We start from the raw sequence: 13,672 nt of genomic DNA, 5'->3' as shown, positions 1-13,672 counted from the left end.
TTACTTTCACAAAGTATCAGATACGAATCGTCATACTACCCTTAAACCAAAACAATATATAACAATTCCTTGTCTTATCAGAACTGGAAATAAATGAATGGCTGCAAATCGCTTGAAATAAACTGGATGATAACAAACACTGTGATAACAGCAACGATTGCTTTAACAGGCATTGGAGAGGCAACAAACAGCTCTTTATACCAATCTTTGACTCGTGTCGGTAACCAGTGAACGATAAAACCAAATAACATAGCGAAAAAGACCCATTTGTAGCCTGTCAAAATTTCCCAGGCAAGCCCCAACTGAAAGTTGGTCTGCATACTGTGCCACATTTGCTCTACTGTCTCCAAATCTTCCGCCCGGAAAAAGATCCGCGTAAACGTAATAAATACAAACGTGAAGGTAATGGCATAGATACGTACTAGAATTCCACTCTTATTCTTAAACGGGCTGATCTTCGACCAGTATTTGTGCCAGACAACTCCCAGTCCGTTCAGCCCTCCCCAAATGACAAAATTCCAGGAAGCTCCGTGCCATAATCCCCCGTATAGCATAGTAATCATCAGGTTAATATCCCGGATAATCGCTTTTTTCAGTCCCGGGAACAAATGGGCTAACCCGACGATTAAAAGAGCAACTCCCGCAAAAATAAGGAAGAACCACATGTTTCCGCTCAACAGGACAATTACCGTAAGAATGAGTGTAAGCGAAATCCATGTTCCCCAGGTTGAGTTCCGGTTTCCTCCCAATGGGATATACAGGTAATCTTTCAACCAGGTGGATAATGAAATGTGCCACCTGCCCCAAAACTCTGAAGTACTCTGCGCTTTATAAGGTGAATTAAAGTTGGTCGGCAGATAGAAGCCCATAAGCATGGCTACACCGATTGCAATATCCGTATAACCGGAAAAATCACAATAGACCTGTAAAGAATACCCGAAAAGCGCCATCATACTCTCAAACCCGGTGTACATTCCCGGATTATCGAATACCCGGTCAATAAAGTTGACGGCAATATAGTCTCCCAACACCATTTTTTTAACCAGTCCGTTAAGAATAAGGAAAACAGCCATTCCGAAAACACGCTTAGAAATGGAATACGGTTGATAAATCTGCGGAACAAATTCATTCGCGCGGACAATCGGACCGGCAACTAATTGCGGGAAAAACGAAACATAAAACCCAAAATCAATCAGGTTTTTAACCGGTTGTATCCGCTCACGGTAAATATCAACCGTGTACGAAATCGTCTGGAAGGTGAAAAATGAAATTCCTACCGGCAATATGATTTTATTAACATCAAAACCCGTTCCCAACCACTCATTGGACCAGTGCGCCAGGTGGTTAAACACTTCATAATCGGTATGGAACACCTGATTATAGCTTTCGGTAAAGAAATAAGCATATTTGAAATATACCAGTACCCCAAGGTTGATCGTAACACTGAGAACTACCAACCAAAGTCTTTTGCGCTTAGAAGTACTCCTGTACACTGCATTTCCGATGTAAAAATCAGTAACGGTACTGAAAAGCAATAAAAAGAAGAAAAACTCACTCGTTTTGTAGTAGAAAAACAAACTGATCAGAAACAAATATCCGTTTCGAAGCGCAATTTTCTTATACACGATTGCGTACACTGCATAGGCAATTATGAAAAAGCCCCAAAAACTAAACCGTGTAAAAATCATCGGTGCAGAGGGGTTGTAACTCAGCACATGGGACAGATAGTTCCAAATTTCATTCCAATTCAGCCAATCCATTAGTTTTCTGCTATTAAGTAATTTTCATACGCTTCCATAAGCGCGTTAAAAAGCAAATCTCCGATCAGGTTGTACCCTTCCCGGGTAAAGTGTATTCTGTCTTTTTTCAGTAAATCACGTGCTTTCCAGATGTTTGCACTTTTCAGGCCTCCCATTACAGCAAACATGTCCCACACAGCTCCATTATGTTTACGAGCTAACTCGTACATTGCTTCCTGAACGATGACTCCGTTTGTATTAAGTTTTTTATTGTATCCGTAACTATCATTATTGGTCAGAAAAACAAAGAATGTATTCGGGTTGGCAGATCTGATCTGCCTGATAATTTCATCATAATTGGCTATAAATCTTCTTTTTGTAAAATTTGATCCGTGGGCGTCGTTAATTCCAATTCCGAAAAACACAATATCCGGATTAAGTACTTGCATGTGCTGTTCAAACAACTCACATTTCAGAAACGACCCTGTACTGGCACCATTTACACCAATTGAATTATAGGTAAAACCCGGTTCATCATTCTCCAGGTAAAACCCATACAGAATAAACCGGTTTTGCAGCGAGTCTGTCTTAGTAAACCCTAATTCCAGTGTATCTACCGGGGTAGTAAGTTCTATCACTGAAAAGCCCGAATCCGGATAGTGATGAATCTGTGCCGAATCGCTTCCCAGCCACTTCATTTCGTAAGAAAGACTGTCTACTTCGTGCAATACTTTTATTCTATTAAAACGATGTGGCAGGTTCTTTTTGGTATCAAAAGTAATCTGAACAGAGGCGGTTGTGTCAGAGGTATAGACACTAATACCAGAAGCCCCGAGTTTTGTATCCAGCGTTCTGCTTACATTTCTGACATGCGACCAGTCTCCTGTATAGTCAACACGATAGTCGTAAGGACCGTTGGTTCTTGCAATACGAAAAGGAAACACGAGTCCTCTTGCTCCCTGCTGGTTGGGAATATAGCCCCCTAACCATTGACGCATGCGGTTCGAGTAAATATCTGCCTGAATGTGAGATCCTCCAAAATGAACAACATTTACTTTTCCTTCACCAAAAAGCATCAGGTTTTCCATCTTTTTGAAAAACACATCTGCCAGCTCCGTTGAACCGGGAAAATGTAGTTCTGCCTGATCGGTATGGATATAATCCGCATCAGGAATTTCAGCACGTATCGGCTGTCCATATAAGCTAATCGTTGCCAAACAAAACCCTATCGCTACAATCCAGTCTCTCATTTTTCCTTTTTCTTTCCTTTCTGTCGATTCAGATAGTGCTCATAATCCAACATGAGCGATTCGTAAAATATCTCTGCAATTTTTGACGCTCCACGCGGTGAGAAGTGGATATAATCTTTTGCTGCCAGCGGTGGGTCCGAATCTACCCAGCTCAACATCGAATTTTTTCCACCCATTACCTCATACATATCAAAGTAAGCACCACCCACCTCAAAGGCAGCCTCCTTAAGCGCATCCCGTACATCCGGCAGGTTCGGATAGGTTTGCATTTTCCCATTAATATTCTTTGACATATCCGAAGGGCCTATGACAAGTATAGATGCTTCCGGACAAAGGCCTTTTATTCTCTTCATATTTCGCAGAAATTCTTTTCCAAAGTTTTCGGCTTTTTTCTTCGTATCTACATACGGCATAACGTTTCCACCAAACTGAAGAATAATAAGTTTCGGATGAAGCGCATCGTACATTTGTTTGGTCAACTGACTATTTAATTTGTAGAAAATTGTTCCGGAACCACCACGCATGGAAATATTATCCATGTGAATTCCTTTTGGGGTCTCCAGCGAAATACCGTATACCTCGGGGCTGGCAGCTCCTCTGAAAGAAACCGTAACCGAAGAAGGTGCTTTCTCAAGATCAAATGAAACAATCTGTAGAGAAGTGTTAGCTTCAATCTGGCGACTTAGCTCCTGTCCGTCAAATGACAACACCAACTCTACAGGCGCGGAATTATGTCCCATAAATACACGCACTCTATTAAAATTCCGCACAGTAGCATGCGTATTCTTTCGGGGAGAGTACGAAACATAACCACTTGAAAATGTTTTTTCAACCAGAACACTATCCAGACTGTCTGCCATGTAATTATTGTACTTACACATAACAGCCAGAGCGCCGTATCTTCCGTCTTCGGCAAAAGGTCCTTTTCCTCCGAAAGCTGTATACCTTGTCCAGTTTTCAGACGCAGACTGGTAAATTGTCTGGCTATGTGTAATAGCGCGAGGAACTAACATTCCAACACCACCACCACCAAAACGAGCCTGTAGTTTTTTTCTCACGAACGAAGTAATCCGGTCTTCTTCTATCTGGGAATCTCCGTAATGCAGGATGCGGACACCCTGATCATTACTTCCTATCGTTGCCAACGCATTGAAAAAAGCATCCAGACCATCTCTTTCTTCATTTCCGTATTGCAACCTTGTTGGATCTGCCTTTGCTAACGCAACTGCAGCATCAATACTATCCTGAACCGATTGATAATGGGCATCCCGGAGTTGATCCAAATGTGCCTGTAAACTATCTTTTCGTGCTTGTATTAATGCCTCAACATCAATCTTTTCGTCCTCATTATTACCCAGAGCATCCTGTAGGCTTACAAAGTAAAAATCCTTACCGGCAACTCTTACCCCTTCCGCAGGAATAAAAAAGGCAATTGCTCCTAGCATTGTAAAAACAAGCGTCAAAAAAAGTAAGACCTTGTACGGAGGGAATTTCTTTGATTCTTTTTCCATTACCGCGTATAAATAGTTAATTTCTGTCCGGGTTGTATGCGACTGCCAATATTATTCCAACGCATAATATCGGTATCGCTTACCTTATACTTCTGACCAATCGCCCACAACGTATCACCGGATTTAACAACATAAACAATTTTTTTGGCACCGGTCGGAACAGCTGGTTTTTCGACTATCGGTTCTTTGATTTGTTTTTGCGTTGAAATGTCCGGTTTAACCTCCTCTCCCTTTGCTGCTGCATCCTTCTGACTTCGTGTCATATGATCAAATGCAGCGAAGTAAGCACTGTCTTTACACGAAACACGAAAGAAAACGTCCCAATATTTAGGAAGGACATTACTGGAAAAATCATTCATCTTCTTGATTTCTTCCAGGCCCGGACCAAACCAACGGGTTAAGTCTCTGAAATACTCTCCTCTATTCGTCCGGTAAAACACGTAACAACTATCTTCTTTTTCCGGAAAAAACACCTCTCTTTTGTAGTTACTAATGGAGTCTTTGACCAACAAAAAGCTTTCTTTTTTATTGGCCGGGATAACCAATGTATTACCCGGTAAAAGGAGTTCTTTATAGAACTGGGGGTTATAAGCCTTTACTTCCTTTCTATCCATATTTAGAACAGCAGCGACCTGCTCCAGATAGACCGTATCGTTTACCAAAACCGTTTCCGTTTCCCATATTTCTGAAAACGGATAGCCTTTTGCTTTCCATTCCTCTTTTTTCCCCCAGACAAAAGCAGCAGCACACATTGCCCAGTAAAAATCTCTGGAAGGATGCTGTATGTTTGGATAAATTTGTTCAAAGCCAGCTGCTTGTGGAGTTGCAAGTTCTGCCTTTCGAACGGTAGCTGCGCCTAAAACAAAGGCAGCTAATTGAAACGAAGGCTGATCAAATTGTTTCTTCAAATCAGAAAGATAACGTTCTGCAATACGTAATTGGTTTTCAAGGAAGAAACGGTTATCAATTGTTTTATCTATTTGACAATCATAACGTTGCGAAATTGGTGATGGTATAGAAAGAGGCATACTGCTTTCTTTTGCCTCGTAGCTTAAGAGGAAAACATTCGAAAAAACCAAAGAACGTAAAGCATTACGAAGTTCTGGAGAAACGATAGCAACTTTTTCTTCTTCGGATTCCATAAGCCCTAACCAGGTTCGGGTATATTGGTCGGGTTGCGTTGTATAAAAATCAATATACTCTGTTATGGTCTTGTCGTAACCGTCATACCATTTTCCCAAATACTCTTTCAAAAAAGTTTCAATCTCCTGCTGAGAATATTCCGGAAATTTTTTGAGCGGAGTTGATTTCACCGACTCATTATCAAGCTTGTACTTATAAAAAACGGACTGTGCCTGTTCAGCAAAGCGGGCCTTTAATTGCTGCATATACTCCCTATCCGCTGAAAAAGCAGTAACAGAACACAATAGCAATACCCACACAACCTGTTTACCAAAAGAAAACTTCATAGAGTAAAAGTAACGTGAACAAGGCCGCTAATTGTACATTGTGTCTTATTTTTTTAACGGAATACTGTGGAAAGCAATTACAGTTGTCGATAACGAACAAAAACCACTAACTTTGCAGGGTTGATCGGGATGAAAAAATACTGCGATAACATGGTCTCTTACAGACGTTTCCCCACAACAGACGTTTCGGTGGGAGACATTCGTATTGGGGCACAGCATCCGATTGTACTTCAGTCGATGACAACATCCGACACAATGGATACAGAAGCCGTTGTTCGTGAGTGTATTCGCATCTATGAAGCAGGGGGAGAACTTGTTCGTCTGACCACACCATCGGTTAAGGAGGCGCGCCACCTGACTGTTATTGCCGCCCGTTTAAAAGAACTGGGATATCGGATTCCATTGGTTGCTGACGTTCATTTTACGCCTAATGCAGCTGAAATTGCTGCCGGAATCGTTGAGAAAGTAAGAATCAACCCTGGAAATTACGCGGAGAAAAAGCACAAAGTACAGAAGGAATATACCGAAGCCTCTTATCAACAAGCCTTATCGGAAATAGAGGAGAAATTGCTTCCCTTTATACGGGTTTGTAAAGAGCACAAGACCGCAGTTCGAATTGGAACCAACCACGGATCTCTCTCAGATAGAATTGTGAACCGTTTTGGTGATACTCCACGTGGTATGGTAGAGTCAGCAATGGAATTCATCCGGATTTTTGCAAAACATGATTTTCATGACCTGATCATCTCCATGAAAGCAAGCAACCCACTAATAATGATACAGGCGTATCGATTACTTGTTGCAATGATGATCGAAGAAGGATACGCCTACCCGCTTCACCTTGGTGTAACAGAAGCCGGAGACGGAGAGGACGGAAGAGTGAAATCCGCAATCGGTATAGGGACACTTCTTGAAGATGGGATCGGAGACACGATCCGTGTTTCCTTAACCGAAGCTGCTCACAATGAAATTCCAGTTGCAAAAAAAATTGCAGATCGTTATTGTCAAAAAAAACCAAGTCCGTATTCAGATTACGAACTTTACTATAACCCTTATGAATATGCCCGAAGAAAAAGTGTCCGTGTTCATAACATAGGGGCTGACAAAGTTCCAGTTATTATTCACGATTTATCATCACTTGAATCACTAAAACGCAGCCATTTGTTTTCTATAGGCTATCAGTACAGTGTACCGCTTGATAAGTGGGAAATCAGTGACCAGGCCTGCGATTATATTTATACAGGAGAAAAAACCGTCGATTTTGAGCTACCCGGAACACTACAGGTAATTCAGGATTTCAACACCTGGCTTTCTACTGGAAAGCGTCCGACTCATCTTCCTCTACTAAGTACCAAAACTTACTTATCCGATAAAGAGAAAGAACTTGATTCAACTAATTTTTTCGTTTATATAAAACACGACGAAATAAAATCTCTACAACATATTAACTCCTTTGAAAGTCAAAATAGATTAGTTTTTCTTTTTGAACCGCACCCCGACTTTCCTGTTTATTCTTCCCGTCTTTTTTTCTCAGAACTCAATAATTACAAATTAGAAAACCCCGTAGTTCTGTCTTCATCTAACAAACAGGTTGAATACGATACTTACAGAATTTATACCTCCATTGATTTCGGAGCATTATTGATTGATGGTTTCGGCGATGGTCTTTGGATAAACAATACTGCAATTCCTCTTCGCGAAAGAAATGCCAATGCTTTCTCCATTCTACAAGCTACCCGTACAAGAATATCACAGACGGAATATATTTCCTGCCCCTCCTGTGGCCGAACTCTATTTGACCTGCAAGAAACCACAGCAAAAATAAAACAGGCGACTCAGCACCTTAAAGGAATCAAAATCGGAATTATGGGTTGTATTGTAAACGGACCTGGAGAAATGGCCGATGCTGATTACGGATATGTGGGATCAGGACCCGGAAAAATAAATTTATACAAAGCGAAAGAAATTGTGAAGCGAAATGTACCTTCCCAAAATGCGGTAGAAGAATTGATCACACTAATAAAAGAATACGGAGATTGGCGCGAACCGCGATAAAAACAGAAAAACAAGTAAAAAAACACGTTATTTATTTAACCCCTAAAGCAAAAACAAAAAATCTTAATGTGATTCCCTTTCAAAAGCAAAAACAAAGGCTTAAATCGTTTTAAAACCACCCCTTATACTCTTCTACTGTATTAAGCTATCGTAAGGTTCAAATGTGAAAAGATATACAAATCACTGATTAACAGATGTTTACTTTTTAAACACATAAATTTGGCTCGAAAAGCCACTTTCTTCAGCTTTACGGTTGGACTTTACTCCATTTAGAAAAGCATTTATCAACGATCCTCCCTTATATTTTTCGGAAAGCATACTTACATAGTACGCGTCAAATTTCATTGGTACTATTTCTACCAATTTAAGTCCAAACGATTTGGAAAGGTTGTTAATATCAGTCGGAGAAAAATGATACAGGTGTCTCGGTAAATCATAAGCGGCCCACAGTTCCTTGTAGCTTCCGGCATCAAAAGACATCCGATTAGGAACAGCAATAATTAAATATCCATCTGGTTTTATTCGATCTACAATTTTTTCAAAGTCCCGTTTCAGATGATACACATGTTCCAACACATGCCACATTGTAATTATCTCGACACTCTCCTCTGGCAGTTTAGAAAACTCATCGAGAGGAAATGTGTGCATTCCAAATTCTTTTTCCGTAAAACGCCGCGCATCTTCGTCCGGTTCGAATCCTTTTGCATCATATCCCGCATTCTTTAGAACACTCAAAAAATGACCAGTCCCACACCCATAATCTACAACGACTCCATTTTCACAAAGTCCCTGAACAAGTTTAAGCTTCTTCTTAAGTGTATAGTTCCTAACCCAATTATAGACACTATTTATCAGTCCCTTTTTGGAAGAAGAATGTGAGACATAAACATCACTTTTATAGTATTCTCCTATTTTCTCTTCCGACGGAATGGGGTTTGTAAACCAAAAACCACAAGACGAACACTCAACGATAGAAAATTCTTCTCCCGTAATCATGTGATCTTTACTGATCATTACCTTTTTAAAATCTGTAGCATTACAGATTGGACAATGTGCTATTTCGACTAATTGTTTCACGTGAAACTACCTCCCAAGATAAATTAATAAAACACTAATATCGGCAGGAGAAACCCCACTTACTCTTTTAGCCTGACCTATTGTTGCCGGCTGAATTTTACTTAGCTTTTGCTTTGCTTCTGTACTCAAACTAGAAAGCTTAGAATAATCCATATCTGTAGGAATAGACATTTCTTCGAGGCGACTTAGCTTCGCAGCCATCTCCTCCTCCCGATTTATATATCCCTCGTATTTCATTTGTATTTCAGCTTGTTCAACAACAGAAGCATCTACCATAGCCACCTCTTCTACCAACCCCTTTGTCTTTCCAGAAAGTGAAACAATATCCTCCAAACTAATGTTTGGACGGGTAATCAATGAAGATAATTTTACTTGCTGATTAACCGGAGAGCTATTGCGCTCTTCTAACAAAGGATTCACTATCTCTGGCTTTATCCCTTCCTTATTACAAGAATCAATAATACGTTTGGTAAAATCGTTCTTATACTCCACTTTCTTCAGTTGTTCATCTGATATCATACCCAAAGAATAACCAACAGGGGTTAAACGAATATCTGCATTATCCTGACGCAAGAGAATTCTGTATTCAGCTCGTGAAGTAAACATACGATAAGGCTCTTCCGTTCCTTTCGTAATTAGATCATCAATAAGCACACCAATATAAGCCTCCGAACGACTTAACACAAAAGCATCCTCTCCCTTAACTTTCTTGTGTGCATTAATTCCAGCCATCAGACCCTGACAAGCAGCCTCTTCATAACCTGTAGTACCATTTATCTGACCCGCAAAGAATAAATTATCAACCAATTTAGTCTCCAAAGAATGTTTTAATTGTGTCGGAGGGAAATAATCATATTCTATAGCATATCCCGGCCTAAACATTTTTACACCTTCAAATCCCGGTATAGTTTTCATTGCTTCGAACTGGACTTCCTCAGGCAAAGATGTGCTAAATCCATTTACGTATATCTCAACTGTATTCCAACCCTCTGGCTCAACAAAGATTTGATGACGATCCCGCTCAGCAAAACGATTTATTTTATCCTCAATAGAGGGACAATAACGTGGCCCTGCACTTTGTATAGCACCATTAAACATTGGTGAACGATCAAATCCGGAACGCAATATTTCATGCGTAGTAGCATTTGTATACGTAATATGGCATGCCCTTTGAGTTGCCAAAGGCTTTGTTTCCCAAAAACTAAACTTTGCAGGCACAGCATCCCCTTCCTGAACTTCCATCTTCGTATAATCTAAAGAGCGCCCATCGACCCGGGGAGGTGTCCCGGTTTTCATTCTTCCAGATTCAAACCCAAGTTTTACTAACTCTTCTGTTATACCGAATGAAGCCCCCTCACCTGCTCTTCCTCCTCCATATTGTTTTTCACCAAGGTGTATCAATCCATTCAGAAATGTACCATTAGTCAAAACAACAGAACGAGCCTTTATATTCATACCCATTCTTGTTTTTACACCAGTAATTTTACCACCCTCAACGGAAACACCAACCACCATATCTTGCCAGAAATCCACATTTGGATTGGACTCCAACAACCATCTCCACTCCAAAGCGAACAGCATTCTATCATTCTGGGTCCGTGGAGACCACATAGCCGGACCCTTACTTCTATTCAACATTCTAAACTGAATAGCACTCTTGTCCGAAACCAGACCGGAACCACCGCCCAAAGCATCAATTTCACGAACAATTTGACCTTTGGCGACACCACCCATTGCTGGATTGCATGACATCTGAGCAATTGTATTCATATTCATCGTCACAAGCAGAACCGAACTACCCATTTTCGCAGCAGCATTCGCAGCTTCACAACCAGCGTGCCCTGCACCCACTACTACTACATCATATTCTTTTAGCATAACTAATGTTTCACGTGGAACAAAATTACTAAGAATACAAACAACGTTTCACGTGAAACACTATCGCTTACTTAAATAATAATCTTCCTTTTCTCTCATTACTAGTTCTTCTTTCTCAGACTTATCCTTATACCCGCATAAATGCAACAAACCATGAACGGCAACTCTGTATAATTCTTCACTAAATTCAACATTCAACCCCTGTGCATTATCAGCAACGCGATCTGAACTCACAAATAAATCACCAGAAACAACAGGCCACTCCGAGTAATCAAAGGTTATTATATCTGTATAATAGTCGTGATCCAAGTGCTGCTTATTAATAGCTAGAAGATAATCATCAGAGCAAAAAACAAGCGTAATATCACCCAACTCTTTTCCCTCTTCAAAGGCAACTTTTTGAAACCAGGAAACAAAAAATTCCGGATCTAATCCCGGAATTTCAACATCTTCGTAAAACAATTCAACACCCATCTTATTTCACAAAATATAGTAATACTTTACTTCCATTATCTTCAAAAACCACATCGTCCGCTAATGATTTCATCAAAAAGACTCCTCTTCCATTTGGTTTCTCAATATTTTCCGGAGCTGTCGGATCAGGTAAATTCATAAAATCGAACCCGGTTCCCTCATCCTTTATAGCATAACAAACCCTATCGTCGCTAGATAACACCTCAAGAATAATTTTCTTCTGTTCATTATTTTTATTTCCGTGCACAACCGCATTATTAATCGCTTCAGTGACTGAAATCAATACATTCCCAAAGCTATCCTCCGATAAGTTCAAACTTTCACCTATCTTCTCTACTAACCCTTCTACAATATGAATACTATCCAGGTTTGTATCTAAAACCATACGCTCCACAAGATCATTTTCGCTATTTATCATCTAACAAAACCTTATTAAAATATTCCGCAGCTTTGCGTTTATAATAATTATTCAATCCAGGAGTTTTCAATCTCAACATCTCTATTTCACGCTCCTTTCGCTTCTTATACTCTGCAAATTTGATAAGGTTACGGTTTTCCTGATTTTTTGCTGTTTCACTTTCACGCTTATCTTCCCATTCACGCTCCTGTAATGCTTTCTCACTCTCCAACAGTCTTGTCAAAATCTCTTGCTGACGTTCGATAACAAACTTATCTCTACGATTTACGAGATCCTTTTCCTGGCGTTCCAACTCTTCTATCAACGGATTAAGAGCATTACCCGTCCCTTTACCATCCTTATTCAATTCCTGTCGCAACTTCTCAAGCATCTTTCGCATAGCAGCCTGTTCAGCAGCCATCTTTGCAACCTCCTTAGAACTCATTCCCGGTAATCCCATACCTCCCTGACCTCCGGGTTGGTTTCCCGGTTGTTGGCCTGGCTCTTCTCCACCGGGATTCGATCCTTTACCTTTCATTTTCTGAAGCTGTTTCTTCAACATCTCCTTCATATCCCCCATACTCATTCCCTGAGAAGGTTTACCTCCTGAACCGCCAGGGTTTTCACACTGCCCTGAGCCTTTCATCATGCTTTGCATCTGTTGCTGCATCTGCTCAAGTGACTCGTTCAATAACAAAGCTAAATTGTTATAACCTGTCATAGCGAATTGCTGCTTAATCATCAGTTCATTCAACTGACGATCATGCATAAGTGGCGTAATATCTTTAAAGTTTCTGTCAATAGATTTCAATTCAGCATCTATGATACCAGAAACCTGAGGAACCCTCTCGGCCAAGGCAACAAGACTATCCTTAACCACAATATGGTCGTCCATAAGTTTCCTTTGTTTATGATTAAGTCCAGTCACCATCGGATCCTCAGAAGACAGTGCACCTAATTCATTCATAATAGCTTCCTGATCGAAAGAAAGTCGCATCAGATTTTCCAGTAAAGCACGCAAAGCCTCCATATCTTCACCTTGTTGCTGCTGTTTCTGTGCCTCCATTTGAGCTTGTAAACTCTCCTTCATTTCTTTCATCTTGTCAGAAGCGTTCTTTTGATCCTCATTTGCCTTCTCTCCTTTATTCTTCTCTAACTTCTCACCTGCTTTCTGCATATCATCAGAAGCTCCCTCTTGTAGTTCCTTTTCCTCATCGATATCAAAAGGGCGCTTCAAATCCTCATTCTTCTCTTTTATTTCATCTAAATCATCTAATAGCTGCTCGAACTCTTCTTTTAATTCCTCCTGCTCTTCCTTTTCACTTCCTACTTGTTCTTTACTCAATTCCTCTTGTCTCTCCTGTAACTCTTCCAGATTGGAAAGAAAGTCCTTCATTGCTTCCTCCACCTCCATTTTTTTCAACATTTCCATGGTGCGATCCATCTGACGATTCATTTCTTCTTTCGTCAATTCCATATCTTCCATTTTCTCTTCGACACCATTCATGTCGTTCTGCTCCATCAACTCTTGCAATTCCTTCAGCAATTCCTTCATTTCATCATCCAGAAGCTTGTCTAACATCTCCTCCAGTAGTTCCTGCTTCTTTAGCAGCTCCTCATCCACTTCATCGAACAATTCCTTCTCCTCTATAGTCTTCTCCAGTTCGTCCTTTGCCTTTTCCACACTATTCTTTAAGCTCTCCTGCTGATCCATAAGCTGATCTAACATATCTTTCTTCTTCCAGGAATCCATTTTTTTATCCAGGTTCGCCTTACGAAAAGACTCCATATTCTTTTCAAATTCTTTCATTTCCTTCTGCAA

The 13,672-nt window shown here is 40.4% G+C and carries 10 protein-coding genes; 1 reads left to right on the top strand and 9 read right to left on the bottom strand.

Going from position 1 to position 13,672, the window contains the following annotated elements; all coding sequences use genetic code 11:
- Positions 1-77 precede the first annotated feature (77 nt).
- From AC4PL9_RS14270 to AC4PL9_RS14255, 4 genes are read right to left on the bottom strand one after another with little or no spacing between them, the layout of a single operon-like run.
- Positions 78-1,760 carry an MBOAT family O-acyltransferase gene (locus AC4PL9_RS14270; RefSeq protein ID WP_491605423.1) on the bottom strand — a complete coding sequence of 561 codons (1,683 nt, stop codon included), beginning with the start codon at positions 1,758-1,760 and terminating at the stop codon, positions 78-80.
- Positions 1,760-2,989 (bottom strand): GDSL-type esterase/lipase family protein, encoded by a 1,230-nt coding sequence (locus AC4PL9_RS14265; protein ID WP_491605422.1) that lies wholly within the window; start codon positions 2,987-2,989, stop codon positions 1,760-1,762. The genes AC4PL9_RS14270 and AC4PL9_RS14265 overlap by 1 nt, the downstream gene beginning before the upstream one ends.
- The gene (locus AC4PL9_RS14260) at positions 2,986-4,500 is read right to left on the bottom strand and encodes a GDSL-type esterase/lipase family protein (RefSeq protein ID WP_491605421.1); all 1,515 of its coding nucleotides are present in this window, start codon (positions 4,498-4,500) and stop codon (positions 2,986-2,988) included. Before AC4PL9_RS14260 ends, AC4PL9_RS14265 begins: the two co-directional genes overlap by 4 nt.
- Positions 4,500-5,969: a LysM peptidoglycan-binding domain-containing protein gene (locus AC4PL9_RS14255; protein WP_491605420.1), complete on the bottom strand. Its 1,470-nt coding sequence runs from the start codon at positions 5,967-5,969 to the stop codon at positions 4,500-4,502. The genes AC4PL9_RS14260 and AC4PL9_RS14255 overlap by 1 nt, the downstream gene beginning before the upstream one ends.
- Positions 5,970-6,098: 129 nt before the next feature.
- Between AC4PL9_RS14255 and ispG the strand changes: the two genes are divergently transcribed.
- Entirely contained in the window at positions 6,099-8,024 is a 1,926-nt protein-coding gene (ispG, locus tag AC4PL9_RS14250) for a (E)-4-hydroxy-3-methylbut-2-enyl-diphosphate synthase (protein ID WP_491605419.1), read from the top strand.
- A 198-nt stretch (positions 8,025-8,222) separates the two neighbouring features.
- Here ispG and AC4PL9_RS14245 read toward each other — a convergent pair whose 3' ends face one another.
- From AC4PL9_RS14245 to AC4PL9_RS14225, 5 genes are all read right to left on the bottom strand, one after another.
- Positions 8,223-9,038, bottom strand: a complete 816-nt coding sequence (locus AC4PL9_RS14245; protein WP_491605418.1) for a class I SAM-dependent methyltransferase — start codon at positions 9,036-9,038, stop codon at positions 8,223-8,225.
- Between the two features lie 69 nt (positions 9,039-9,107).
- The gene (gene mnmG, locus AC4PL9_RS14240; protein ID WP_491605417.1) at positions 9,108-10,979 is read right to left on the bottom strand and encodes a tRNA uridine-5-carboxymethylaminomethyl(34) synthesis enzyme MnmG; all 1,872 of its coding nucleotides are present in this window, start codon (positions 10,977-10,979) and stop codon (positions 9,108-9,110) included.
- Between the two features lie 60 nt (positions 10,980-11,039).
- Entirely contained in the window at positions 11,040-11,453 is a 414-nt protein-coding gene (ybeY, locus tag AC4PL9_RS14235) for an rRNA maturation RNase YbeY (RefSeq protein ID WP_491605416.1), read from the bottom strand.
- A 1-nt stretch (position 11,454) separates the two neighbouring features.
- Positions 11,455-11,871, bottom strand: coding sequence for an ATP-binding protein (locus AC4PL9_RS14230; RefSeq protein ID WP_491605415.1), 417 nt, complete (start codon positions 11,869-11,871; stop codon positions 11,455-11,457).
- A partial coding sequence (locus tag AC4PL9_RS14225; protein WP_491605414.1) for a hypothetical protein occupies positions 11,861-13,672 on the bottom strand: 1,812 nt, incomplete at its 5' end. The genes AC4PL9_RS14230 and AC4PL9_RS14225, both read right to left, overlap by 11 nt.

It is taken from the genome of Wandonia sp. (assembly GCF_984588085.1).
This window is presented reverse-complemented; position numbering and strand designations above follow the sequence as displayed.